We start from the raw sequence: 25145 nt of genomic DNA on the forward strand, positions 1-25145 counted from the left end.
ATCACTTGTTTCCAAACTACTTTCCAATACAAAATTCAGAGAATATTTTATCTATGATATCCTCTCCAACAGTATCCCCAGTTATTTCCCCAAGGTTTTCCCAGCTATTTTTTATATCAACTTCTATACAATCCAATGGCATATTTAATCCCAAAGAGTTAAGTGCATCATCAATATTTTCTTTAGCTTTTAACAGTTGATCCCTATGCCTTACGTTTGTTATTATTGTATTATTACTTATTTTAACCTCAGAAGATAAAAACATATCTTCTATAATCTCTTCTAGCTTATCAATACCTTCATTTTTTGACATAGATGTATTGATAATTCTTTTACCAGGTAAATATTTATTCATATCTTTTTCATCTATCTTGCTTGGTAAATCTGATTTATTCAATAATATTATAACTTTTTTATCTTTAATCAAATTGATGATGTCAAAATCTTCTTTTGAAAGTTCTGTAGATGTATCAAATACTGCAATGACCAAATCAGCCTCATTTAATAATTCCTTAGCTTTATCTACTCCTAGTCTCTCTACTATATCTTCAGTCTCCCTTATTCCAGCAGTATCTACTATCTTTAATGGTACACCATTAATATTAACATATTCTTCAATAACATCTCTAGTAGTACCAGGTATATCAGTTACTATAGCTCTATTTTCTCTTAAAATTGCATTTAGAAGAGAAGATTTTCCAACATTAGGCTTGCCTAATATAACTGTTTTTAAGCCTTCTCTTAATATCTTTCCTGTATATACAGTACTTAAAAGCTTATTTATCTTTTCAAGTACTAGATTTCCATTCTTTTGGAGTTCGTTATATGTTAGGTCCTCTACATCATCCTCAGGAAAATCTATTGATGCTTCTACATGAGCAAGCATGCCTAAAAGCACATTCTGAATCACTCTAACTTCACTAGAAATACTTCCTTCAAGCTGATTTAATGAAACATCAAAGCTTGAATCAGTCTTAGCACTAATAAGATCCATTACAGCCTCAGCTTGTGATAGGTCTATCCTACCATTTAAAAAAGCTCTTTTAGTAAATTCTCCTCTTTCTGCAAGCCTAGCGCCATTCTCTAAAACTACTTCAAGTATTTTTCTTACAGGTATTGTTCCACCATGGCAGTTAATTTCTACCACATCTTCTTTGGTATATGTATAAGGTGCCTTAATATATACCATTAATACTTCATCAATTTTTCTACCATCTTTCGGATCAATTGCATATCCATAATTAAGCTTTCTCTCTTCACATTGCTTAAGACTTAATTGTTTCTTATTCTTAAATATTTTATCTCCAACATCTATAGCATTCTTCCCACTTATTCTAATTATTCCTATTCCAGCTTCACCTGGTGCAGTAGCTATTGCAGCTATTGTATCAAAATCCAAATTAATCACCTCTATTAATCTATATTAAAAGTACTATAAGTTCGCCTTATATACTGTGCATTATTAGTATACCAAAAAAAGCTACCAAGTAACATAAAACCCAGTATAAAAATACTGGGTTTATTTAACGTTTAAATTCTATTACAACTCTTCTATATGGCTCTTCGCCTTCACTATAAGTCCTTACACCAGGATTATTTTGAAGTGCAGAGTGAATAATCCTTCTTTCATATGGATTCATTGGCTCTAGCTTCATAGTTCTTCTAAAAGTTTTTGCTTTATCTGCCATTTTATTAGCTAGTCTTATTAATGTTTCTTCACGTTTTGCCCTATAGTTTTGAATATCAACTAAAACTCTCAAATATTTTTCTCTGTCTTTATTTACAATAAGACTTAATAAATATTGCAGTGAATCTAAAGTATTTCCCCTTTTCCCTATAAGTATTCCCATATCAGAATTAGAAATATTATTAATATCTACTATTAAATCATTATCCTTTTTCTCAATTGCTACGGTAGCTACTATGTTCATCTTTTCAAATATAGAATACAAAAAGTTCTCTGCTAAAGAAATAGGGTCATTAGTAAGTGTAACTTTAACCTTAGCTTCCTTAGTTCCTATAAAACCAAACAATCCTTTACTTGGCTCCTCTAAAACTTCTACAATAACGTCCTCTTTAACAGTATTTAAATCTGATAATGCTAAACTAATAGCTTCGTCTACTGTTTTTGCTATTTTCACTACAGATTTCATATTAATTTAACTCCTCCTTGATTTTACCTATGGACCTGTTAGTAAAATATTGCTGCACTATTTGGAATAAGTTACTTATAGTCCAATATAGAGTAAGCCCAGCAGGATATTTTGCTCCAATCCATAATATGAAAATCGGCATCACAATATTCATAGTAGCTTGAGTAGACTTTGCTTGATCATTTTGACCTGCTGGCTGAGCGGCAGTCATCATTTTGCTTGACAAGTATGTTGTAATAGCAGCTAATATAGCGAGTATAGGTATATTATATCCACCCAAGCTTACACCATTCATCACACCATCAATCATAGTACTAGGTGCCAGTCCAATATCTTTTATCCAAAGGAAACCTCTATTTAAGCCTTCATATATAGCTTCGTTGTTTTCAAAAACATACTTAATTGGCATCTGCATTACTCTAAAAAAAGCTATAATTATTGGAAACTGAATTAATAAAGGAAAGCACCCACCTAATGGATTTGCTTTATGCTCCTTATAAAGTTCCATTGTCTTTTGATTTAAAGTCTGTGGATCATTTTTATACTTCTTTTGCAATTCTTGAACTTTTGGCTGTATCTCTTGCATAGTTTTCATAGATTTCATTTGTTTAAAAGTAAGTGGTAACAACAAAAGTTTAAAAATAATAGTTGTAATAATAATGGCAATAGCATAAGCTGATAAACTATTTAAGTCTAAACCAACAGCCACCGTCATATCATATACAAATTTTAGTAACTTTCCTAATGGCCATGCAAATATATCTATCATTAAATAACCCCCTTCTTACTCTAGAGGATCATACCCTCCAGGGTTAAATGGATTGCATCTTAAAATTCTTTTAATACTTTTAAAACTACCCTTAATAAAACCATACTTTTCAATAGCTTGAATCGAATACTCTGAACAAGTCGGATAAAATCTACAAGTTTTTGGTTTCAAAGGAGATATTAGTTTTTGATATAGCTTTATAAAAAAAACAGCTAGTCTCTTCATACTCATTCACCTTTTTTAAGCAAATCTGCTAATTTAAGCAGATGTAAAACGGCACTTTCCAATTCCTTATAACCAACTTCTTTTGCACCAATCCTCGATAAAAAGATTATGTCGTAACCTTGTTTTACATTAAAATTATTCAATCTATAGGCTTCTCTAATTCTTCTTCTGATCTTATTTCTAACTACACTATTTCCAAGCTTTTTAGTAACAGCTACTCCAATCCTATTATTATTCAATCCATTTTTTCTAAAAAAAATCACTAGATACTTATTTGCAAAGGATTTCCCTTTGTCATAAGTCTTTCTAAAATCTCTGTTACTTTTTAATCTAAATTTTTTTTTCATAAAAATAACTCCCTAGAGAATTGCTCTTAATTGAATAAAAAGGCCACATAACGCGGCCTTATGCTGACAAGCTTTTTCTACCTTTTCTTCTACGTCTCCTTAATACTTCTCTACCTGACTTTGTACTCATTCTTTTTCTAAACCCATGCTCTTTACTTCTTTGTCTCTTTTTTGGTTGATAAGTCATTTTCATACTAAACACCCCCTTCGAATAATACCACTTATATAAAATCGCTGAATTTTCATTTTCATCCGGAAAATACAGACACTACTATAAGATTATATTAGCATATAATCACAATGTCAAGAATTATAAATATTTTTATAATTATATTAGAATCCTAGAAAATCAAACAAAATCTTTATTGTTTTCCACAATTTTTTTGTCTATATTCAGTTTAAAATTCATCTTTTTAATTATTAACCCTGTTGATAACATTATTCCACAACATGTTTTATCTGTGGATATCTTAATATAGTTGTTGATAATTCTATTAATTTTTGTTATTATAAATTAAAATGTGGATTGTTTATTAACAATTCAAATACTTATTAACAATCTGTGGATAACCTTGTGTATAACTTTTTCTTTTTTAAATTTGTTAACCTCTTTTTATTGATACTACTTATTTTTTTATCCACACAATTTTAAATTTAAACATGTTAATATCTATCTGTTTCATTGATTTTTTTATTAGATAGTTATAATTATCAACACATTATTCACATTTTTTATAATTACCATGTTGATAATTATTATTCATTTAACTTAGTGCATTTTTTAATTAATCTGTTGATAACATTGTTAATATTTTATTCACTATTATATATTTTACTGTATTAATGTTATAAAAAACAGATTATTTGACAATAATCTGTTATGAATAGGAGGGGAAAAAATGAGTTTAAAATTGGAAGATGTTTGGGGGAATGCCTTAAAACTCATTAAAAATGAACTAACAGAAGTTAGTTTTAATACTTGGCTTAAAACAATAGAGCCCATAGCAATAAATGATAATTACATACTGCTTGGAGCTCCAAACGAGTTTACTAAGGGAATACTTGAAGCTAGATATCTTACATTAATTAAAAATGCAATAAAACAAATATCAAATATTGATTTTGATATTAAATTTCTTATTCCAGGAGAAGAAATCTCTAAAGATATTGGACAAACTATTGCAGCCGATTTAGCTGAAAACAACTCCTCAAGGTCTCAGCTAAATCCTAAATATGTGTTTGATACCTTTGTAATAGGAAACAGCAACAGATTTGCACATGCTGCATCCTTAGCTGTAGCAGAAGCTCCTGCAAAAGCATATAATCCATTGTTTATTTATGGAGGAGTTGGACTAGGCAAAACCCATCTCATGCATGCAATCGGACACTATATTCTTAATCAAAATCCAAAGGCAAATGTTATATATGTATCATCAGAAAAATTTACTAATGAGCTAATAAATTCTATAAGAGATGATAGAAACGTAGAATTTAGAAATAAATATAGAAATGTTGATGTTCTATTAGTAGATGATATTCAATTTATAGCAGGAAAGGAAAGAACTGAAGAAGAGTTTTTCCATACTTTTAATGAACTACATGCATCAAATAAACAAATTATAATATCAAGTGATAGACCACCTAAAGAAATAGCCACATTAGAAGATAGACTTCGTTCAAGATTTGAGTGGGGACTTACTGCAGATATTCAGCCACCAGATTTAGAAACTAGAATTGCTATTTTAAGAAAAAAAGCAAAGGTAGAAAATATTGATGTACCTAATGATGTAACACATTATATTGCAACAAAAATTCAATCTAATATAAGAGAGTTAGAAGGTGCACTAATAAGAATTGTCGCGTATTCTTCCTTGACAAATAAGGAAATAACTTTAGAGCTAGCTAGTGAAGCATTAAAAGATATTATATCTAATACAAGACCTAAGGAAATTACTGTTAAATTAATCAAAGAGATTACAGCTAAAAACTTAAATGTAAAGATTGAAGATTTTAGTTCTAAAAGAAGGACAAGATCAATCTCTTACCCTAGACAAATAGCAATGTATCTTTGTAGAGAGCTTACAGATTTATCCCTTCCTAAAATTGGTGAGGAATTTGGAGGAAGAGATCATACAACTGTAATCCATGCTTATGAAAAAATATCTTCAGATATTGAAAATGATATAGAATTAAAGCAAAAAATAAATAATATGGTTGATGAAATAAAGGGTAATTAATAAAAGATAAATGTTAATAACATGTTGATATTATGTTGATAAAAAAATATGTAATTATAAATTGTTTATATTAAATCTAGTATGTGGATAAATTCATCAAACATACTAACATATTATTAACAGCTTATTTAACGAGAATATCAATAGATTTTCGACTTATCCACATATTAACTGCCCCTATTACTATTACTACTAATGTATTTATATTTATATATCTCAAATCAAACAAAAGGAGGTTATCCACAATTGAAAATTCGTATACAACAAAAAGACTTATCCAGATGCATAAATGTCGTACAAAAAGGAATATCTTCAAAATCTACATTGCCGATACTCAGTGGAATTTTACTAGAAACAGAAGAAGGTAAGCTTAAACTTACTGGAACAGATTTAGAAATAGGAATAAAATCATCGGTAAATTGTGAAATAATTGAAGAAGGAACTATAGTAATAACTTCAAGAATATTTGGAGATATTGTTAGAAAACTACCTGATTTACCTATAGATATAAATGTAGATGAAAATAACAATGTACATATTATCTGTGGGAATTCAAAATTTAATATAATAGGTCAGCCTTCCATAGATTATCCACAGCTACCAGAAATATTTGAAGGTAGCTATTTTGAAATACCAAAGGATTTATTAAAGTCTATGATTAGACAAACAATTTTTGCTGCTGCACAAGATGAGACAAGACCAATACTTACAGGAGCATTATTTGAAACTAGCAATAATAGTGCTTCTTTAGTAGCTATTGATGGATATAGACTTGCAGTCAAAAAAGTACCTGTAAATGTAAATGAGGATATTAAGGTTGTCATTCCTGCTAAAACCTTAAATGAAGTAAGTAAAATACTTGAAGATGATGATACAGAAGTTAAGATAAGCTGTACTCAAGGTAATGTAATTTTTAATTTTGGAGATACTATAATTACATCTAGATTATTAGAGGGTCAATTTTTAAACTATAATGATATAATAAGAAATGAATATAAATTGAAGATTAGAGTTAAAACTAGAGATTTGCAAGAATGCTTAGAAAGAGCTTCATTACTTGCAAGGGAAGGTAAAAATAATTTAGTGAAGCTAGATATATCAGATGACAGGCTTGTAATAACTTCAAATTCAGAAATAGGTAATGTATATGAGGAACTACCAATAGAGTTAGAAGGAAATGATATAAGAATAGCTTTTAATTCAAAATATATTCTAGAAGGAATAAAGGCAATAGATAGCGAAGAAATAGTGATGGACATGATTTCGAATGTTAATCCTTGTATTATTAGGCCAGCAGAGGATAATAGTTACACTTACTTAGTATTGCCTGTAAGGCTTGCAGCTGAAGATTAATCAGATTGCCGAAATCTTTTTATGACCTAACCCGATTTTTTGAACGCTTTTATCATAAATCGTAGGTAGGTCAAATGCAATGAGAACCAAATTTGCACGACCGTAGGGAGTGAACAAATTTATGTTTCGAAACTGCTGATTTCGTGCAAGTAGCTTATGCAGTAGCTTAGACATAAAGACACCTATACTTATAGGTGTCTATTAAATTTAGAGAGGAGTTAGATAGAATGAATGAAATATCTATAAGTACAGAATTTATAAAACTTGATCAGTTCTTAAAATACATTGGCGTGGCAGAAACTGGTGGTCATAGTAAGGAAATAATTAAAAATGGTGAAGTTAAAATTAATGGTGAAGTTGTACTTGAAAGAGGAAAGAAAATCAGAATTGGCGATATAGTGGAAATTGACGGAAATGAATCTTATATTATTAAATAAGTAGTACATTAGACTAATTTTTAGATAGTATTATTACTAGTGTTATAAAAAAATGATATAATATATAAGATATAGTTGCAGTCTAAAGGAGTGCTTCATGTGTATGTAAAAAAAATAAAGCTCATTAATTTTAGAAATTACATGAATCTTGATATGGAGCTAAATAAGACCTTAAATATTTTTGTTGGAGATAATGCACAAGGCAAAACAAATTTGTTAGAATCTATATATATTTGTTCAAATGGAAAATCATACAGGACAAGCAAAGATAGAGAATTAATAAATTTATCTAAATCTAAGGCATATATAGGTTTAGATTTAGTAAAAAAAAATTTTACAAAATTTATAGAAATAAAGTTTGAAAAAGATACTAAAAAAAGAATAAAAGTAAACAAAGTAGAGCTGAATAGAGTTTCAGAGTTAATAGGTGTATTTAACGTAGTTGTATTTTCTCCTGAAGATTTAAGACTAGTGAAAGAAGGACCTAGTGAAAGAAGGAATTTTTTAGATGGAGAAATATCCCAAATTAGACCTAAGTATAAGTATAATTTGGCTAAGTACAATAAAATCCTTATGCAAAGAAACAATTTGTTAAAGAACCGAATGCATAATAATTGCGAGAATCTATTTGATGTATGGAATACTCAGCTTTCTCAATCAGGAGCAGATATTATAGTTGAAAGAATTAAGTTCGTAGAAAAGCTTGCAATAATATCAAAAGACATTCATAATAAATTAACCGGAGGCATTGAAAATCTTAAACTTGAATATTTGCCTTCATTTCAAATAGATGGTTTAAGTAAAAAAGATATACAAATTAGGCTAAAAAGTATACTTGAAAAGAATATTGAAAAAGATATACAAAAGGGAAGTACTGAATTTGGACCTCATAGAGATGATTTGGACATAATAATAAATGATGTATCTGCAAGAACATTTGGCTCACAAGGTCAGCAAAGAACATCAGCCTTGTCCTTAAAGCTAGCGGAGGTAGAACTAATAAAATCAGAGATAGGAGAATATCCTGTTCTTTTGTTAGATGATGTATTTTCTGAACTTGATTTAAATAGAAGAAAATACTTAATCTCAACTTTTAAAGACATACAGACAATAATTACTTCAACTGATGATATAGACCTAGAGGAATTAAAAGAAATAGAAAAAAAAGTATTTTTTATTAGACAAGGAAAAGTTTTGATGGAGGAGGAAAGTTAAGGTGTTTCTTCATATTGGAAAAGACTTAGTAATACCACTTAAAGAGCTTATAGCTATTATAGATGCAGAATCAGCATTAAAATTAGAAGATACAAAAAATTTTTTAAAAGTTGCTGGAGAAGAAGGATTTATATATGATATATCTGAGGGAAAAATAAAATCTTATATAATTACTGAAAAAGTAGATAAAGATAAAGATAATTTTTCAGAAGTTAGAAAAAGTGTAATATATGGTTCTAATATTTCATCAACAACTCTTTTGAAAAGAGCAGGCTTATTGATAATATAGAGTAATACTAATTATAAAACTAAGTAAAAATACAATGGATCGGGGGACAGTCAATGCACGATAATCAAAATAATAATAATTATGGGGTTGAACAGATTAGAGTTCTTGAAGGCCTTGAAGCTGTAAGATTAAGACCTGGAATGTATATAGGTTCTACAGGGCCAAGAGGATTACATCACTTAGTATATGAGGTTGTAGATAATAGTATAGACGAGGCTTTAGCTGGAAGATGTGATATTATAGGAGTAAAAATAAATAGTGATGGGTCAGTTACAGTTGTTGACAATGGAATGGGTATACCGGTAGAAACACATCCTAAAACAGGAAAATCTACTGTTGAAACTGTTTTAACAGTTTTACATGCAGGTGGAAAATTTGATAGCAATGCCTATAAAGTCTCTGGTGGACTTCATGGTGTAGGTGTATCTGTAGTAAATGCTCTTTCAGAATGGCTTGAAGCTAGAGTAAGAAGAGATGGTAAAGAATATATGCAAAGATTTGAAAGAGGAGTAGCTGTAACTGAACTTAATGTGATTGGAAAGGCAGAGGATTCAGGAACAACTATAACATTTAAACCAGATGCTTTAATTTTTGATGATACTAATTTTAAATATGAAACATTAGAGTATCGATTAAGAGAATTGGCTTTTTTAAATAAAGGTATAAAAATAATATTTGAGGATGAAAGAGCAGAGAAGAAGAAGGAATTTCACTATGAGGGTGGTATTAATTCTTTTGTTGAATACTTAAATAAAAATAGAGACCCAATTCACAGTAATATTATTTATTTTGAAGGTGAAAAAGATGGTTGTACTGTAGAAGTAGCAATGCAATATACAGACGATTATAATGAAAATGTATTTAGTTATGCAAATAATATAAATACCCATGAAGGTGGTACACATTTAAGTGGATTTAGATCAGCCATTACTAGGGTTATGAATGATTATGCAAGAAAAAACAATATAATTAAAGAAAAGGAAGAAAATCTTTCAGGAGAAGATGTTAGAGAAGGTCTAACAGCAGTTCTTTCAGTAAAATTAACTGATCCTCAATTTGAAGGACAAACAAAAACCAAGCTTGGAAACAGTGAAGTAAGAGGAATAGTAGATAGCTTAGTAGCAGAATATTTGAACGCATTTTTAGAGGAGAATCCAAAAGACTCAAAAAACATTATTGAAAAATCCTTAAGATCACAAAGAGCTAGAGAAGCAGCTAGGAAGGCAAGGGAGCTTACTAGAAGAAAAAATGTTTTAGAAAACTCAGCACTTCCTGGAAAGCTGGCAGATTGCTCAGAACAAGATCCTAGTAAATGCGAAATATATTTAGTCGAAGGTGATTCTGCAGGAGGTTCAGCAAAGCAAGGTCGTGACAGAAAAACTCAAGCTATACTTCCATTAAAGGGTAAGATAATGAATGTTGAGAAGGCAAGATTAGATAAGATGTTAGGCTCTGATGAAATAAAGGCTATGATAACAGCATTTGGATGTGGAATAGGAGAAGAATTTGATATATCAAAATTAAGATATGGAAGAATAGTTATTATGACCGATGCCGACGTTGATGGTGCTCATATAAGAACTCTACTATTAACATTCTTCTACAGATACATGAGACCGTTAGTAGACAATGGTAATATTTTTATTGCTCAGCCACCATTGTATAAAGTTAAAAAAGGTAAAGTAGAAAAATATGCATATAATGAAAGAGAATTAGAAAGCGTACTAAATGAAATTGGAAGAACTGGATATACAATCCAAAGATACAAAGGTCTTGGAGAAATGAATCCAGAACAGCTTTGGGAAACAACTATGAATCCAGAAACAAGAATAATGCTACAAGTAAATGTAGAAGATGCAGTTGCTGCAGATGAAATATTTACAACACTTATGGGAGATAAAGTAAAACCTAGAAGAGAATTTATAGAAGAAAATGCTAGGTATGTTAGGAACCTTGATGTGTAATTAGTTTTTTAAAACTGCAAATTATAAGGTAATAGCGAAAAAGGCAAAGTATTGTGTACTAATAATAGATACTTTGCTTTTCTTTTTTTATTTATAAGTATGTTATTATCACTACAATTTTTATCTAGCTATAATCAAAGTTTGTAATAATAAATAGCCAACTGAGTCCTATCCCTAAGGGATAATTTCTCTAACATAGAAGAGATGTAGTTTCTAACAGTACCTTCACTTAAATATAGCTTATCAGCTATTTCCTTGTTATTTAGTCCTTCAGCTACTAAAAGTAATATATCAAATTCTCTATCTGTCAAATCCGTATTAATATTTTTTTTACTATGATGCTGAATGCTAGATACTATTTTAGAATCAAAAACATGGTTCCCTGAGTAAACTGCATTAATTGCAGGGAGAATGCCTTGAATATTCTGTTTTAGTATATACCCCTTACACCCTAGTGACAATGCCTCAGATATGTATTCATCATCCTGGAAGGTAGTAATAAGTAGAATTTTAGCGTCAGTATCTATTCTTAAAATTTCTTTTGAAGCTTCAATACCATTCATTTCTTCCATTCTTATGTCCATAAGAATTAAATCAGGACTATATTCCTTATAAAGCTTAATAGCTTCCATGCCATTATGACCCACAGCTAAAACATCTATTCCACTAGCTGTTACAATTGTTTTTAAAGAATTAACTACTAAATGATCATCATCTACAATAATAACATTCACAAAATCACCCCTTCATTAAAGTAAGATGAATTTTAAAGCCATTATCAAACTCATAGTTTAAAAAGCCATTATATTTATGAGCAATTTCTTCCATGGAAAGAAGTCCTATACCCTTTGAAGAAAACCTGTCTATTTCATTGTAATCACTGCCATTATCCTGGATTATAATTGAATAAAATTTTGGTTGATTTAATAATCTGATTTTAAGCTTTGTTGCGTTAGAATGCTTAATACAATTAGTTATACCCTCCCTAATAACAGATAAAATGTCAAACTTCAGGTCATAGGGAAGGTTGTCTTCAAGCTGAAACTCAAGCTGAATATTTAAGTTAGGTGTGTCATCACATATTGCCTGAATTCTACCTTCCAAATCAAAGGATTCATTATATAGATTATGTATGCTGTTTCTTATATCATTCATTCCATTATTTAAGGTATTTTGGAGTAAGTTTAAGCTTTCAGACAAACTATTATCTGACACTACCTTCAAGGCTTCAACTTGTAAAATACTACTACTTAAGGCATGACCTATAGAGTCATGTAATTCCCTTGCAATCCTATTTCTTTCTGTAAGTATGGCAATATGTATATTTTTTTCTCTATCAATTTTTAATTGTTCGTTATATTTTTTTAAGTAAATGGTGTCTTCTTTTAGCTCATCTCTTACAGCCTTATTTTGATTTTGAAGGTGATTAAAGCTTTTTGTCATAATAGACAAGTAAATTGATATACAGGAAGTAAAAATACCTAATAATGATAAATCCATTAAAAGCAGTGGAATTGAGAGTAATATATATAAACCATAATCTATATATAGATTATATAGTATGAGCGGTAAATAATATAAAAATAACGGGAAAGAAAAAGAAAGAAAAAAGAATATGAAATAAAGAAAAATCCTGACTTTCTTATGAGAAAACAAATCTAGGGCAAGGGAAAGCATGAGAGCTATTAGGAAATAAATCACCAATTCTCCAGTGGGTCGAATTTTATATGTATTATATAAGCAAAGGGCAACAATAAATAACTTTTCAATGAATTTCCTCATAACAATCCCCCATTTCTCATAATCAAATTATACTAAGATTTTACAAAATAAACAAATGAATATATGTCATAATTTCATATGACAAATGTCATATAAGATTATGATTCTATACACTACAAGAAAATCCCAAAAGTAAATATAATGGAATCAAGATAAGAATGGGAGTGAAGATTATGATGGTAAAAGTTAAAAATCTAGTAAAAAGATATAAGGAGTTAATCGCATTAGATCATTTTAATATGGAGATAGAGGAAGGAGAAATACTAGGACTTCTTGGACCTAATGGTTGTGGTAAAACTACTGCCATAAACTGTATTCTATCATTATTAAATTTTGACAAAGGTGAGATAGAGATATTCGGAAAAACTATGACTCCAAACTCCTATGACATAAAGAAACAAATAGGAATAGTACCTCAGGAGGTTTCAGTTTTTGAAAATCTAACTGTAGAAGAAAATATAGATTACTTTTGTGGTCTTTATATTGAGGATAAAAGCACAAGAAAAAAATATGTTAAAGAAGCTATAGATTTTGTAGGATTGAAGGATTATAAAAAATTTCTCCCAAAGAAATTAAGTGGAGGACTTAAAAGAAGATTAAATATTGCCTGTGGAATAGCTCACAAGCCTAGGCTTATTTTTCTTGATGAGCCAACAGTAGCAGTAGATGCTCAAAGTAGAAACTTCATACTAGATGGCATTAAAAGATTAAATCACGAAGGAAGCACTATAATTTATACTACCCATTATCTAGAAGAGGCGGAGCAGCTATGTAATAGGATTATTATTATGGATAAGGGAAAAAATCTAGTATCTGGAACTAATGAAGAACTAAAGGCTATGATAACTACTACTGAAAAAATGGTGGTAGGGTTTGGAAGTAGCATAGAGGATATTATACAAAAATTAAAATCTCTACCTCATGTAATAGACATAGAGAAAAAGGAAGATGATTATATAATAAAATTTGAAAATGGTCTGAACAATTTATCTAATCTTTTAGACTTTATAAAGGAAAACAATCTAACCTATACTAAGCTTTATAGTCAATTGCCTACTCTAAACGATGTATTTTTGGAGCTAACAGGGAAGGAGCTGAGAGATTAGATGGGAAAAATATTTAGAAATATATTATACCAAGGAAGAAACTTCTATAGAGATAAGAGCTTTATTTTCTGGAGCTTGATTTATCCCATTATTATGGCAATATTCTTCTATACTGCCTTTAGTGGAATCATTGATATGGAATTTAATAATATTGAGGTAGGGATTGAAGAAGAAAACCCTGCTAGACCCATATTTGAATCTATCGACATACTGAATATTAATATAATAACTGAAAAAGATAGTGTTGATAAACTCAACAATGGAGATATTGAAGGATTTATAGATAATAATCTAGACCTGTCTGTTAAGGCATCAGGAATTAATCAAACTATAATCAAGGAAATACTTGATCAAATAAAGCAAATGGGCGAACTTAAAGTACCATTTGAAAGATTTGATTTTGACACCAACTATATTATAGACAGAAATCAAAAGGCAAACTCAATTATTATATTATTCTATTCATTAATTGGAATGGTTTCTGTCTATGGAGTGTTCCCAGGCATTGAAATAGCTACTATTATTCAAGCTAATCTAAGTAATGTAGCTAAAAGAATGAACATATCTCCATTAAGAAAAAGTGAATTTTTATTTTCAGGTATAATAATATCTTTACTTTTAAATATAGCCTCCAATATATTATTATTGTTATTTATAACTTATGTACTTAAGATAAAACTATTAACTGACATTGGCCCTTCTGCCCTATTAATATTTGTTGGCAATTTATTTGGCATAACATTTGGTATATTAGTAGGAGTATCCAATAAATTAAAGCTAAATGCAAAGATTATACTAAGCATTGCTATTACATTAGTTCTTTCATTTTTCGCAGGAATGATGAATCCTGATATAAAGGTAATGGTGGATAAAAGCTTTCCTATAGTAGGTAAGCTAAATCCTATTTCCATAATAACAAATAATCTATATAGGATAAATCTATTAGGCAACACAAATGAAGTAGATATAGGAATTTATACATTACTAGGATGGATTATAGTACTAAATCTTATATCCTATGGATTTTTAAGGAGGAAGACCTATGACAGTATTTAAGTACTTTATTAAGATAGCCTTAAGAAATAAGGGAGTAATTCTATCCTATACAATAATTTTCTTTATACTCTCAATAATTAATGGCAATACAAATTATAATAAGGAAACCAATTTTATTGAAAAGAAGCTTGATATCGGGATTGTAGACAATAGCAATAGTGAGTTATCTAGAGAATTGGTAAGCTATCTAGAGAAAAAGAATAATATAATTCCTACAACTTCAGATGAAAAACATATTAGGGAGCAGATATTTTTAGGAATAGCAGATGCAGTTCTAATAATACCACAGGATTTTGAGGAGAAAATAAATAGTAAAGAAAGTGCTATTGAATTATATAAAGATGATAGAACGGCAGAAGCCTATCAAGTTGAAAATCAAATAAATAAATTTATTTCCTTTGCTAAAGCTACTTATAAAGATAATAAATATGACTTATCAATGGTAAGCAATGCTTTAGACGAGGGTATAGAAGTAAGTCTAGTAGCAACAGACGAAAAAGATATAAATCAAAAAATAGATACTTGGTTTAGAATTTACTTTAACTTTTCAAGCTATATAATACTTGCAGTATACATTTCTGTAATAGGCTTTGTAATGACCGATTTTACATCAAAGGAAATTGAAAATAGGAGAAAAGTATCATCTATTAAGTTTTTAAAATTTAATAGAGAAATGTATTTAGGACAATTAGCCGTAGCAGCCTTTATTACATCAATATATTTACTAGGATGCATCATATTAAGGGGAAAATATATAGGAGAAGTAGATTTCACAAAATACTTAGTCAACACAATAGTATTTTCATTTGCAGCCTTATGCCTTGTGTTTTTAATCAACAACATAACTAGTAATAAATTTGTATTAAGTGGAGTGAGCACAGTATTATCCCTTGGCACTTCCTTTATATCAGGAGTAATGGTACCACAGGAATTTTTAGGAGAGAATGTATTAAGAATTGCAAAGTTCTTTCCCACATATTATTTTGTAAGAATAAATGAAATGAATATAAATTCTTTATTAGATGTTAAATATGAGCTATCTATGCAATTATTGTTCGCCATGGCGTTTTTGGTTGTAGGACTATATCTTTCTAAGATTAAACTTAGAAATCAGTGAGTAGGTTAAGTAATATTAGTGACTCCTTAGGGGAAATATAATAAGAAAAAAATTTGTTAAATAATTCAAAAAATAATCTTGATTGAAAAATAAATATCAAGGTTATTTTTTATTTTGTTTCTAGTGGGCAATTTTGGGCATAAATCAATTAAGTTGTATTATTTATATTAGTAGTGACAATGATTAAATTTCAAACAAACCACGGGGGTGATTTTTTGTCATTAATTAACACTAAAAAATATTTTACTCCTCAGAAGATGATGAGAACAGTGATATTATCTCTAATTCCTGTTATATTATCATCAATATACTTTTTCGGATGGAGATCCTTCATTCTACTCTTATGGGTAACACTATTTGGGGTAGTTACAGAATGGATTTTTGAGAAAAAGTATGGGAAAAAAGCTTCAGAAGCAGTTTTTGTGACATGTATACTTTATGTGCTTACTCTTCCAGCACGTACACCATTTTGGATAGCAGCTGTGGGTATTATCTTTGGAGTCATTTTTGGAAAAGAAGTATTTGGAGGATTCGGGAGGAATATTTTTAATCCTGCTTTAGTGGCAAGAGCATTTGTATATGTGTCCTTTCCAGAGCAGCTGACTATACAATGGTCAAAATCAGCCTTAGGATTTCCGGGTGGATTTACTACATATCTAACAGAAAATGTTGATGCTATTTCGCAGGCTACTCCAATGCTTATATTCCGCGAAACAGGAGAAGTGGTCTCCTCAATAAAGCTGTTAATAGGTAATGTTTCTGGTTCCCTTGGTGAAACTAGCGCAGTATTAATAATCCTAGCAGGCATATATTTGATTTACAAAAAAGTAGCATCTTGGGAGACTATGACAGGAGTGTTAATTGGTTTTACGGGTCTTAGCAGCGTATTATATTTACTAGGTTTTAGTCAAATACCAAATCCTATCTTTGGTATTCTATCAGGAGGGTTTTTATTTGGAACAGTTTTCATGGCTACAGATCCAGTTTCTTCTCCAAAAACTAAAGAAGGAAAATGGATATATGGTATTTTAATAGGAGTTGTAACAGTAATCATACGAGGATATGCATTATTCGCAGGTGGAATGATGTTTGCAATACTAATCGGCAATACCTTTGCACCAATAATTGATGAGGGAATTAATTATTATAAAAAATCTAATAAGGCATCTAAAAACGAAGGGAAAGAGGTGACAGTGTGAAAAAGTCATTTAGTTTTCCTATAATATTTATGGTGTTAATTACAGCTTTTTTCACAGTCATATTGGCATTTCTTAACTATAGTACTACTGATGTAATTGCTTATAATCAAGAGACAGAATTGAGAAAAACGCTATTATACGTTTTTAATATAGAAGCACCATATCAAGAATCTAAAACAGTAGAAGAGACTTTTAATAAGTATATTAGTGAAGGAACCTTAAAAGGAAAAAAAGTTTATATATCCAAAGAAGAAGATAATATCATAGGGTATGCTTTTCCTATAAGGGGAACTGGTCTTTGGGGAACTGTTGAGGGCTTTGCAGCAGTTTCTGATGACTTTAGCGAATTGTTAGGAATTGACTTTGTATCACATAGTGAAACACCAGGATTAGGTGGTAGGATTTCTGAAGATTGGTTCAAAGAGCAGTTTAGAGGATTAAAGTTAACTGATACTAATAACGGAAATTACATAATTTATAAGCCTGCACCTGGAGGCAATGTAGATGCTATAGCGGGTGCTACTCTTACTTCAAAGTCTGTGAGCAACTTTATGAATGAAGATATATACAATTTCATAAAAGAAAATAAGGATAAGGGGGGAAATTAATGGCAGGAGATAGTCCAAAAAAGATTTTCATAATGGGATTGTGGAAAGACAATCCAATATTTAGACAAATCATAGGCATATGTTCTGCTCTAGCAGTTACAAACCTTATGCTTAACTCCCTTATAATGGGCCTTGGTTTAATATTTGTTACAGCTTTTTCTGAGCTTACTATTTCAATAATTAGAATTTTTACTCCAAAACATATACGAATGATGGTGCAAGTTTTGATAATTTCTGTATTCGTGATTATATTAGATATTTTTCTAAAGGCTTATTATCCTGTTATGAGTAAAGCATTGGGTCCATATGTAGGATTAATAATAACAAACTGTATAATAATGGGGCGCTGCGAAGCTTATGCTCAAAAAAATCCACCATTAAGTTCTTTTATTGATGGAATTGCTTCAGGATTAGGATATACATTAGTTTTACTAGCAATAGCTTTTGTTAGAGAGCTTTTAGGCTTTGGAACTATATTTGGATTTAAAGTACTTGGTGATTGGTGGACTAACTGGACAGTTATGATAATGCCACCAGGAGCCTTCTTTGTTTTAGCAGTAGTTATCTGGATAGCTAGAAGTATATCTTCAGAAGATAAAGAAAAAGAAGGGGAGGCGGTTAAGGCATGATAGAACTTAATCCTTTTATAATCTTTTTTGCATCTATTTTCACAAACAACATGATATTAAGTAACTTCCTGGGGATGTGTTCATTTATAGCTGTATCTAGTGAAATAAAAACTTCTTTGGGACTTGGCCAAGCAGTTACATTTGTCCTGACATTTACTACTATACTTAATTACATAATATACTATAACATTTTGGTACCCTTAAATTTGGAGTATTTAAGATTTATAGTATTCATTATTACAATAGCTGCTTTTGTTCAACTAGTTGAAATGATAGTAGAGAGATATCTACCAAACCTATATTATGCACTTGGAATATTCTTACCTTTGATTACAGTTAACTGTGCCATATTAGGAGTTTCACTATTTATGGTAATTCGTAAGTATACCTTACTTCAGTCAATTGGATTTAGCTTAGGTTCTGGTATAGGTTGGACATTAGCAATAGTAGCATTAGCAGGAATTAGGCAAAGACTTAAAAGAGCAAGAGTTCCAAAGGGTTTAGAGGGCCCTGGAATAACAATAATTGTAATAGGACTTATGGCTTTGGCTTTCGTAGGATTTTCAGGCATAGTGCAGATTCAATAAAGGAGGGCAGATATGGAGACTATACTAATTACAACTATTACAATAACATCAATAACTGGGATTCTCGCATTTTTATTAACTCTTGCTGATCGTACTATTAATAACTATGGAGAAATTAAAATAACAATAAATGACGAGAAAGAATATATAGTTGAAGGAGGTTCCTCACTATTATCCTCTTTAATGGAGCAGCAGATTTTTATACCTTCTGCATGTGGAGGAAAGGGTACCTGTGGATATTGCAAGGTGAAGGTCCTCGAAGGAGGAGGTCCAGTTCTTCCTACTGAAACACCCTTTCTTACACAGGATGAGCTTAAGCAAAATGTAAGGCTATCATGTCAATGCAAGGTTAAGCAAGAATTAAAGATTCAAATTCCTGAAGAATTATTTAATGTAAAAGAATATGAAGCTACAGTAGAATCTATTGAAGATATGACATCTGTAATTAAGAAGCTAAGATTAAGGCTCAAGGAAGGCGAAGAAATTAACTTTAAGCCAGGTCAATATATACAGTTAAAGGCACCAATTTATAAAGGAAATGACGAAGAAGTATATAGGGCATATTCCATAGCGTCACCACCAACTCAAAAAAATTATATAGATTTAATAATCGGATATGTTCCAGATGGAATAGTGACTACTTATGTTCATAAGTTCCTTAAAGAAGGAGATACAGTTTATCTTAATGGACCATACGGGGATTTTTGTTACCAAAAGGATAGTGACAGAGAAATGATAATGGTAGCAGTAGGCACAGGAATGGCTCCAATACTTTCTATTCTTCACTATCTAAAGGAAAATAACATAAATAGAAAATCTACATTCTATTTTGGAGCTAAAACACCAGAGGATTTATTTTTATTAGATGAACTTAAAGATTTTGAGGAAATATTATATGATTTTAAGTTTATACCTACTCTTTCTAGAATTACTAAAGAACATAACTGGACTGGAGAAAAGGGAAGGGTCAATACTGTCTTAGAAAAATATATACTAGATGGAGAAAATAAAGAGGCTTATCTATGCGGCAATCCTCCAATGATAGATACAGTAGTTTCTGTTTTACAAAAAATCGGAATAAAAGAAGAGTTAATATATTTTGATAAGTTTTAAACTGTGGGTCTAAACTCACAGTTTTTTTATGACCTAACCCGATTGTTTCGAGTGCTTTTTCGAAAGAATCGAAGGTAGGTCAAACGCAATGAGAACCAAATTTATGTGAGCGATAGCGAGCAAATAAATTTGTGTTTCGAAACTGCGGAAAATGACCTAACCCGATTTCTCTTTAGTACAAAATAACATAAATCAACAAAAACTCACTTCCTTATTTCAAATATTTGATTTTTATATGTAAAATGTTTATAATATAATTGGTAACATATAGTACAAGGACTATTCTTAGGAGGTTTTTTATGAGCAACGAAGAACGTAATATTTTACCGATAAATATAGAAGATGAAATGAAAACATCATATTTAGACTATTCAATGAGTGTAATAGTAAGTAGGGCTCTTCCTGATGTAAGGGACGGGTTAAAACCAGTTCATAGAAGAATACTTTATTCTATGAGTGATCTAGGGAATACACCTGATAAGCCTCACAGAAAATCTGCTCGTATTGTCGGAGATGTACTAGGTAAGTATCACCCTCATGGAGATTCAGCTGTTTATGGAGCAATGGTAAGACTAGCTCAAGATTTTGCAACTAGATATATGTTAGTAGATGGTCATGGAAACTTTGGTTCTATTGATGGTGATGGAGCTGCAGCAATGCGTTATACAGAGGCTAGGATGTCAAAAATAGCTCTCGAAATGCTTAGGGATATTGGCAAAGATACTGTAGACTATAGACTTAACTTTGACGAAACTTTAAATGAACCAGTAGTATTACCTAGTAGATTTCCAAATCTTTTAGTTAATGGTTCTTCAGGAATAGCAGTAGGTATGGCAACATCAATTCCTCCCCATAACTTAGAAGAAGTTATAGATGGAGTAATAATGATGATAGATGACCCAGATGTTCAAGTAGATGATCTTACAGATTGTATAAAAGGTCCTGATTTTCCTACAGGAGCCGTAATAATGGGGAAAGAAGGCATTAGATCAGCGTATAGGACAGGTAGAGGAAAAGTAATAGTAAGAGCTAAAGCTGATTTTGAACAAAATAGCAAAGGTAGAACTTCTATTATTGTTACTGAGATTCCGTATCAAGTTAATAAAGCTAGGCTTATTGAAAAGATTGCAGAACTTGTTAGAGAAAAAAGACTTGAAGGAATTTCTGATTTAAGAGATGAATCAGATAGAACTGGTATGAGAATTGTTATAGAAATAAAAAGAGATGCGAACCCAAATGTTGTATTGAATAATCTATACAAACATACTCAACTTCAAGATACATTTAGCATAATAATGATAGCAATAGTAGATGGTGAACCAAAACTACTAAATCTTAAACAAATGCTAAGATATTATCTTAATCATCAAAAAGAAGTAATAGTAAGAAGAACTCAGTTTGATTTAAACAAAGCGGAAGAAAGAGCACATATATTAGAGGGGTTAAGGATAGCGTTAGATAACATAGATGCTGTAATAAAGCTTATTAGGGGTTCGAAAACAGCACTTGAGGCTAAAGAAGGCTTGATGAATAACTTTAGTCTATCCGAAAAACAAGCCCAAGCAATATTAGATATGCGTCTCCAAAGACTTACTGGACTTGAAAGAGATAAGATAGAAGAAGAGTATGCAGCTCTCATAATAGAAATCAATAGATTAAAAGAGATACTTGCTAATGAAAGGCTTATATATCAGATTATTAAAGAAGAGCTTATCGAAATAAAAGAGAACTATAAGGATGAAAGAAGAACAGAAATAAGACCTTCTGCAGAAGAAATTGATATAGAAGATATGATAGAAGAAGAAAATGTAGCCATTACATTAACTCATTTTGGCTATGTAAAGAGAATGCCTGAAGACACTTATAAGGCTCAAAAAAGAGGAGGAAAGGGGATAACAGGTCTTACTACTAGAGAAGAAGACTTTGTTGAACATCTTTTTGTAACCTCAACCCATGATAATTTACTATTCTTCACAAATCAAGGAAGAGTATATAGCCTAAAAGCATATGAAATACCAGAAGCTAAGAGACAAGCAAAAGGTACAGCAATTATTAATCTCCTTCAACTAAATCCAGGAGAGAATATCTCAGCTATAATACCTATAAAAGACTTCCATCCTGAAGACTTTCTGGTTCTTGTTACACAAAATGGTATTATTAAGAAAACTAAATTAGATCAGTTTGAAAACATAAGAAAAAGTGGCTTAATAGCTATTAGTTTAAGAGAAAATGATGAACTTATAAGTGTAAGAAGAACAGATGGAAAAAATGATATAATACTAGTAACCTCAAATGGTATGTCAATTAGGTTTAATGAAGAAGATGTGAGAGATATGGGTAGAGCTGCAATGGGAGTTAAAGCAATAAACCTAAACAAAGGTGATAAACTAGTTGGAATGGGGACAGTAGAAGATAGCAAGGACTTACTCGTTATAAGTGAATCTGGTTATGGAAAAAGAACATCTCTTGACGAATATAGAGTTCAGTCAAGAGGAGGAAAAGGTATAAAGACTTATAACATTAAAGACAGGACTGGAGAACTAATTAGTGCTAAAATAGTTGAAGAAGATGACGAAATCATGATGATAAGTCTTTCAGGAGTTATCATTAGACTTAAGGTGTCAGATATTCCAAGGATGGGAAGATCTACTCAAGGAGTAACATTGATGAGATTTGGTAAAGACGACAGAGTAGTATCGGTTGCAACAGTAGTAGCAGAAGAATTAGAATAGCGTACTTTTAGTGCGCTTTCTTTCTCTAGATTAAGTTTACATTGGTATTAATATATTATAATATATTAATATATCTGAAATAAACTAAGATTCATTTAGAGGGGATTATTTCTACTTTGAATAGTTCCTACTGTATAATTAACTGTCAAAACTCAATGATTTTGATATATAAGTATGTTGTATGATTTCAGATGCTATACAGTTTTTACTTCTTCTTATAGGATAAGGATGAAGCCTTAGAATTGTTAGCTATCGGATAAAAAAGGAGGGAAATTATGTCAATAGAAATTATTAGAAAATTTGATGAAAACTTAGACTCATGGGCGATACATATTGTTGGTGAGTTGGATATTTATACATCGCCTAAATTCAAAGAAGTACTAACAGAGGCATTAGAAGAGAAAATGAGTAATATAATAATAAATGGTGAGAGCTTATCTTATATTGATAGCACAGGACTAGGGGTATTAATAAGTGCGTTGAAAAAAGTAAAAGAGAATAATAAAACTATAACTATCAAAAGTATTAAACCAAATATTAAAAAATTATTTGATTTAACAAGTTTAGATAAAGTATTTCTTATAAAGGAGTGATTAATAGAAATGGTAGATAAAATTGAAGACAAGTTTGATTGTATAAAGCTTAGTATTCCTAACAAAGCCGAATTTGTAAGTGTAGTAAGGCTTACTACTTCTGCTATTGCTAGCAGAATGGGATTTAATATTGAAGAAGTCGAAGATATTAAAGTTGCTATAGCAGAAGCTTGTACTAATACATTAGAACATGTTCTTAGTGATGAAGAAAAGAACTTTGATATTGATTTTGATATGTATTCGGACAAGCTAGTAATTACAGTAAAGGATTCTGGCAAGGGATTTAATATAGATAATATAAAAGACTTAAAACTTGAAGAATTAGGTGAAAATGGCTTAGGAATATTTATTATTAATTCTCTTATGGATGAAGTAGACATAATCAATGATAACGAAAATGGTACTAAGATAAGAATGATTAAGTATATAAAGGATGATATTATATGACAGATGATTTGACAAAAGTCAAAAGCAAAGAACTATTTAAGATATATAGTGAAAGCAAAGATAATTATATAAGAGAAGAACTTATAAAAAGGCACCTTTATATTGCAGAAATATTGTCCAAAAAATATGTAAACAGAGGAATTGATTATGATGATATTTATCAAGTAGCTTGTGTAGGACTTATTTATGCTGTAGATAGATATGATATCTCAAAGGGATATGAATTCTCTAGTTTTGCTACGCCTACTATAATAGGAGAAATAAAAAAATATTTTCGTGATAAAGGATGGGCCATCAGAGTTCCAAGAAGAATACAAGAGCTTTCAAAAAAAATTAATATATCAAAAAATACTTTAAGTCAAACTTTACAGAGAACTCCTACAGTTGATGAGTTAGCGGAATATTTACAATGCTCATCAGAAGAAATACTTGAGGCTATGGAAGCTAGCAAAGTATATACTCCTCATTCTTTAGATATGGCATTTGATTCAAATGGTGATGACAAAGATATAAATTTAGCAGAACTAATAGGAGAAGATGATAAGTATTTTACAACAATAGAAAACAATGATTTTCTAAAGAAAAACATAGAAAAATTAAACGACATGGAGAAAAAGATACTCTATGATAGGTACTTTAATAAAAAGACTCAGTTTGAGATTGCAAATGAATTAAATATATCTCAAATGACAGTATCAAGAATGGAGAAAAAAATCATTGAGAAATTCAAAAGAGAACTGAATAAAATATATAATTAAAAATACAATATGGAACAAAATAACACTTGAAAAAGATTTTATAAAATGATATATTATATTTTGTCGTCAGTTAATATGCTAACAGTAAAAAAACACTTGACATATCATAAAAAAATTGATATAGTAGTAAAAGTCAGCAACAATAAAGTTGGCGATAATGACCCTTCGGGGAGAAATTGATGATGGTCTTTGAAAATTGAACAGTGAGAAGAAAACACAAACATCCAAAATGTAAATTTTGAGATGCGCTTAAAATAAAGTCAACGTCATAACGAGTGACAGGAGACAAAAGAACTTTTATTTGAGAGTTTGATCCTGGCTCAGGATGAACGCTGGCGGCGTGCTTAACACATGCAAGTCGAACGAATTACTTTAAAAGAAGTCTTCGGATGGAAAATAAAGTAGTTAGTGGCGGACGGGTGAGTAACG

26 protein-coding genes and 1 rRNA gene are annotated in these 25145 nt (G+C 30.4%); 19 read left to right on the plus strand and 8 right to left on the minus strand.

Annotation, left to right across the window (positions count from 1 at the left end; genetic code table 11):
• Positions 1-16: 16 nt before the first annotated feature.
• The 6 genes from mnmE to rpmH all read right to left on the minus strand — a co-directional run bounded on the left by mnmE (position 17) and on the right by rpmH (position 3687).
• Positions 17-1399 (minus strand): tRNA uridine-5-carboxymethylaminomethyl(34) synthesis GTPase MnmE, encoded by a 1383-nt coding sequence (gene mnmE, locus ABV008_RS04220; RefSeq protein WP_352418573.1) that lies wholly within the window; start codon positions 1397-1399, stop codon positions 17-19.
• A gap of 124 nt (positions 1400-1523) precedes the next feature.
• Complete coding sequence (gene jag / locus ABV008_RS04225) at positions 1524-2153, minus strand: RNA-binding cell elongation regulator Jag/EloR (protein ID WP_352418574.1); 630 nt, start codon at positions 2151-2153, stop codon at positions 1524-1526.
• Between the two features lies 1 nt (position 2154).
• Positions 2155-2922: a YidC/Oxa1 family membrane protein insertase gene (locus ABV008_RS04230; RefSeq protein ID WP_352418575.1), complete on the minus strand. Its 768-nt coding sequence runs from the start codon at positions 2920-2922 to the stop codon at positions 2155-2157.
• A gap of 15 nt (positions 2923-2937) precedes the next feature.
• Complete coding sequence (gene yidD / locus ABV008_RS04235) at positions 2938-3147, minus strand: membrane protein insertion efficiency factor YidD (protein WP_352418576.1); 210 nt, start codon at positions 3145-3147, stop codon at positions 2938-2940.
• 2 nt (positions 3148-3149) lie between these two features.
• Positions 3150-3494 (minus strand): ribonuclease P protein component, encoded by a 345-nt coding sequence (gene rnpA / locus ABV008_RS04240; RefSeq protein WP_352418577.1) that lies wholly within the window; start codon positions 3492-3494, stop codon positions 3150-3152.
• A 58-nt stretch (positions 3495-3552) separates the two neighbouring features.
• A complete protein-coding gene (gene rpmH / locus ABV008_RS04245) occupies positions 3553-3687 on the minus strand; it encodes a 50S ribosomal protein L34 (RefSeq protein ID WP_352418578.1) in 135 nt (44 codons plus the stop codon).
• A gap of 706 nt (positions 3688-4393) precedes the next feature.
• On the opposite strand from rpmH, the gene dnaA reads away from it, so the two are divergent.
• The 6 genes from dnaA to gyrB all read left to right on the plus strand — a co-directional run bounded on the left by dnaA (position 4394) and on the right by gyrB (position 10989).
• The gene (gene dnaA / locus ABV008_RS04250) at positions 4394-5731 is read left to right on the plus strand and encodes a chromosomal replication initiator protein DnaA (RefSeq protein ID WP_352418579.1); all 1338 of its coding nucleotides are present in this window, start codon (positions 4394-4396) and stop codon (positions 5729-5731) included.
• Positions 5732-5977: 246 nt separating this feature from the next.
• A complete protein-coding gene (gene dnaN / locus ABV008_RS04255) occupies positions 5978-7084 on the plus strand; it encodes a DNA polymerase III subunit beta (RefSeq protein WP_352418580.1) in 1107 nt (368 codons plus the stop codon).
• A 227-nt stretch (positions 7085-7311) separates the two neighbouring features.
• Positions 7312-7521, plus strand: a complete 210-nt coding sequence (locus ABV008_RS04260) for an RNA-binding S4 domain-containing protein (RefSeq protein WP_352418581.1) — start codon at positions 7312-7314, stop codon at positions 7519-7521.
• Positions 7522-7620: 99 nt separating this feature from the next.
• The gene (recF, locus tag ABV008_RS04265) at positions 7621-8736 is read left to right on the plus strand and encodes a DNA replication/repair protein RecF (RefSeq protein ID WP_352418582.1); all 1116 of its coding nucleotides are present in this window, start codon (positions 7621-7623) and stop codon (positions 8734-8736) included.
• Position 8737: 1 nt separating this feature from the next.
• Positions 8738-9025 carry an extracellular matrix regulator RemB gene (remB, locus tag ABV008_RS04270; protein WP_352418583.1) on the plus strand — a complete coding sequence of 96 codons (288 nt, stop codon included), beginning with the start codon at positions 8738-8740 and terminating at the stop codon, positions 9023-9025.
• Between the two features lie 53 nt (positions 9026-9078).
• Complete coding sequence (gene gyrB, locus ABV008_RS04275) at positions 9079-10989, plus strand: DNA topoisomerase (ATP-hydrolyzing) subunit B (protein WP_352418584.1); 1911 nt, start codon at positions 9079-9081, stop codon at positions 10987-10989.
• Between the two features lie 134 nt (positions 10990-11123).
• On the opposite strand, the gene ABV008_RS04280 is transcribed toward gyrB, so the two are convergent.
• Positions 11124-11723 (minus strand): response regulator, encoded by a 600-nt coding sequence (locus ABV008_RS04280; RefSeq protein ID WP_352418585.1) that lies wholly within the window; start codon positions 11721-11723, stop codon positions 11124-11126.
• Between the two features lie 4 nt (positions 11724-11727).
• Positions 11728-12432: a sensor histidine kinase gene (locus ABV008_RS04285; protein ID WP_352418586.1), complete on the minus strand. Its 705-nt coding sequence runs from the start codon at positions 12430-12432 to the stop codon at positions 11728-11730.
• 512 nt (positions 12433-12944) lie between these two features.
• Here ABV008_RS04285 and ABV008_RS04290 point away from each other — a divergent pair.
• From ABV008_RS04290 to ABV008_RS04350, 13 genes are all read left to right on the plus strand, one after another.
• On the plus strand, positions 12945-13877 hold the full coding sequence (locus ABV008_RS04290) for an ABC transporter ATP-binding protein (protein ID WP_352418587.1): 933 nt from the start codon (positions 12945-12947) through the stop codon (positions 13875-13877).
• Positions 13878-14933, plus strand: a complete 1056-nt coding sequence (locus ABV008_RS04295; protein WP_352418588.1) for an ABC transporter permease — start codon at positions 13878-13880, stop codon at positions 14931-14933.
• The gene (locus ABV008_RS04300; protein ID WP_352418589.1) at positions 14920-16050 is read left to right on the plus strand and encodes an ABC transporter permease; all 1131 of its coding nucleotides are present in this window, start codon (positions 14920-14922) and stop codon (positions 16048-16050) included. Before ABV008_RS04295 ends, ABV008_RS04300 begins: the two co-directional genes overlap by 14 nt.
• Positions 16051-16265: 215 nt before the next feature.
• Entirely contained in the window at positions 16266-17249 is a 984-nt protein-coding gene (locus tag ABV008_RS04305) for an RnfABCDGE type electron transport complex subunit D (protein ID WP_352418590.1), read from the plus strand.
• Positions 17246-17857 carry an RnfABCDGE type electron transport complex subunit G gene (locus ABV008_RS04310; RefSeq protein WP_352418591.1) on the plus strand — a complete coding sequence of 204 codons (612 nt, stop codon included), beginning with the start codon at positions 17246-17248 and terminating at the stop codon, positions 17855-17857. Before ABV008_RS04305 ends, ABV008_RS04310 begins: the two co-directional genes overlap by 4 nt.
• A complete protein-coding gene (locus ABV008_RS04315) occupies positions 17857-18486 on the plus strand; it encodes an NADH:ubiquinone reductase (Na(+)-transporting) subunit D (RefSeq protein WP_352418592.1) in 630 nt (209 codons plus the stop codon). The genes ABV008_RS04310 and ABV008_RS04315 overlap by 1 nt, the downstream gene beginning before the upstream one ends.
• Complete coding sequence (locus ABV008_RS04320; RefSeq protein WP_352418593.1) at positions 18483-19073, plus strand: NADH:ubiquinone reductase (Na(+)-transporting) subunit E; 591 nt, start codon at positions 18483-18485, stop codon at positions 19071-19073. Before ABV008_RS04315 ends, ABV008_RS04320 begins: the two co-directional genes overlap by 4 nt.
• A gap of 12 nt (positions 19074-19085) precedes the next feature.
• Positions 19086-20186 carry an NADH:ubiquinone reductase (Na(+)-transporting) subunit F gene (locus tag ABV008_RS04325; protein ID WP_352418594.1) on the plus strand — a complete coding sequence of 367 codons (1101 nt, stop codon included), beginning with the start codon at positions 19086-19088 and terminating at the stop codon, positions 20184-20186.
• Between the two features lie 299 nt (positions 20187-20485).
• A complete protein-coding gene (gyrA, locus tag ABV008_RS04330) occupies positions 20486-22918 on the plus strand; it encodes a DNA gyrase subunit A (RefSeq protein ID WP_352418595.1) in 2433 nt (810 codons plus the stop codon).
• Between the two features lie 275 nt (positions 22919-23193).
• Positions 23194-23511, plus strand: a complete 318-nt coding sequence (locus ABV008_RS04335) for an STAS domain-containing protein (protein ID WP_352418596.1) — start codon at positions 23194-23196, stop codon at positions 23509-23511.
• Between the two features lie 9 nt (positions 23512-23520).
• Positions 23521-23958 carry an ATP-binding protein gene (locus ABV008_RS04340; RefSeq protein WP_352418597.1) on the plus strand — a complete coding sequence of 146 codons (438 nt, stop codon included), beginning with the start codon at positions 23521-23523 and terminating at the stop codon, positions 23956-23958.
• Positions 23955-24716, plus strand: coding sequence for a SigB/SigF/SigG family RNA polymerase sigma factor (locus ABV008_RS04345; RefSeq protein ID WP_352418598.1), 762 nt, complete (start codon positions 23955-23957; stop codon positions 24714-24716). Before ABV008_RS04340 ends, ABV008_RS04345 begins: the two co-directional genes overlap by 4 nt.
• Positions 24717-25013: 297 nt before the next feature.
• Positions 25014-25145, plus strand: a 16S ribosomal RNA gene (locus tag ABV008_RS04350); the annotation flags it as partial.

Source organism: Proteiniborus sp., from assembly GCF_040308045.1.
Lineage (GTDB): Bacteria > Bacillota > Clostridia > Tissierellales > Proteiniboraceae > Proteiniborus.

What these genes read in the sequence shown, in the direction of transcription:
- dnaA (WP_352418579.1), top strand. Translation starts at nt 4,394, where the DNA reads ATGAGTTTAAAATTGGAAGATGTTTGGGGGAATGCCTTAAAACTCATT.
- ABV008_RS04320 (WP_352418593.1), top strand. Translation starts at nt 18,483, where the DNA reads ATGATAGAACTTAATCCTTTTATAATCTTTTTTGCATCTATTTTCACA.
- ABV008_RS04300 (WP_352418589.1), top strand. Translation starts at nt 14,920, where the DNA reads ATGACAGTATTTAAGTACTTTATTAAGATAGCCTTAAGAAATAAGGGA.
- yidD (WP_352418576.1), bottom strand. Translation starts at nt 3,147, where the DNA reads ATGAAGAGACTAGCTGTTTTTTTTATAAAGCTATATCAAAAACTAATA.
- gyrB (WP_352418584.1), top strand. Translation starts at nt 9,079, where the DNA reads ATGCACGATAATCAAAATAATAATAATTATGGGGTTGAACAGATTAGA.
- ABV008_RS04340 (WP_352418597.1), top strand. Translation starts at nt 23,521, where the DNA reads ATGGTAGATAAAATTGAAGACAAGTTTGATTGTATAAAGCTTAGTATT.
- jag (WP_352418574.1), bottom strand. Translation starts at nt 2,153, where the DNA reads ATGAAATCTGTAGTGAAAATAGCAAAAACAGTAGACGAAGCTATTAGT.
- ABV008_RS04290 (WP_352418587.1), top strand. Translation starts at nt 12,945, where the DNA reads ATGATGGTAAAAGTTAAAAATCTAGTAAAAAGATATAAGGAGTTAATC.
- ABV008_RS04295 (WP_352418588.1), top strand. Translation starts at nt 13,878, where the DNA reads ATGGGAAAAATATTTAGAAATATATTATACCAAGGAAGAAACTTCTAT.
- rpmH (WP_352418578.1), bottom strand. Translation starts at nt 3,687, where the DNA reads ATGAAAATGACTTATCAACCAAAAAAGAGACAAAGAAGTAAAGAGCAT.
- gyrA (WP_352418595.1), top strand. Translation starts at nt 20,486, where the DNA reads ATGAGCAACGAAGAACGTAATATTTTACCGATAAATATAGAAGATGAA.
- ABV008_RS04315 (WP_352418592.1), top strand. Translation starts at nt 17,857, where the DNA reads ATGGCAGGAGATAGTCCAAAAAAGATTTTCATAATGGGATTGTGGAAA.
- ABV008_RS04285 (WP_352418586.1), bottom strand. Translation starts at nt 12,432, where the DNA reads ATGACAAAAAGCTTTAATCACCTTCAAAATCAAAATAAGGCTGTAAGA.
- ABV008_RS04325 (WP_352418594.1), top strand. Translation starts at nt 19,086, where the DNA reads ATGGAGACTATACTAATTACAACTATTACAATAACATCAATAACTGGG.
- ABV008_RS04345 (WP_352418598.1), top strand. Translation starts at nt 23,955, where the DNA reads ATGACAGATGATTTGACAAAAGTCAAAAGCAAAGAACTATTTAAGATA.
- ABV008_RS04260 (WP_352418581.1), top strand. Translation starts at nt 7,312, where the DNA reads ATGAATGAAATATCTATAAGTACAGAATTTATAAAACTTGATCAGTTC.
- rnpA (WP_352418577.1), bottom strand. Translation starts at nt 3,494, where the DNA reads ATGAAAAAAAAATTTAGATTAAAAAGTAACAGAGATTTTAGAAAGACT.
- ABV008_RS04230 (WP_352418575.1), bottom strand. Translation starts at nt 2,922, where the DNA reads ATGATAGATATATTTGCATGGCCATTAGGAAAGTTACTAAAATTTGTA.
- ABV008_RS04335 (WP_352418596.1), top strand. Translation starts at nt 23,194, where the DNA reads ATGTCAATAGAAATTATTAGAAAATTTGATGAAAACTTAGACTCATGG.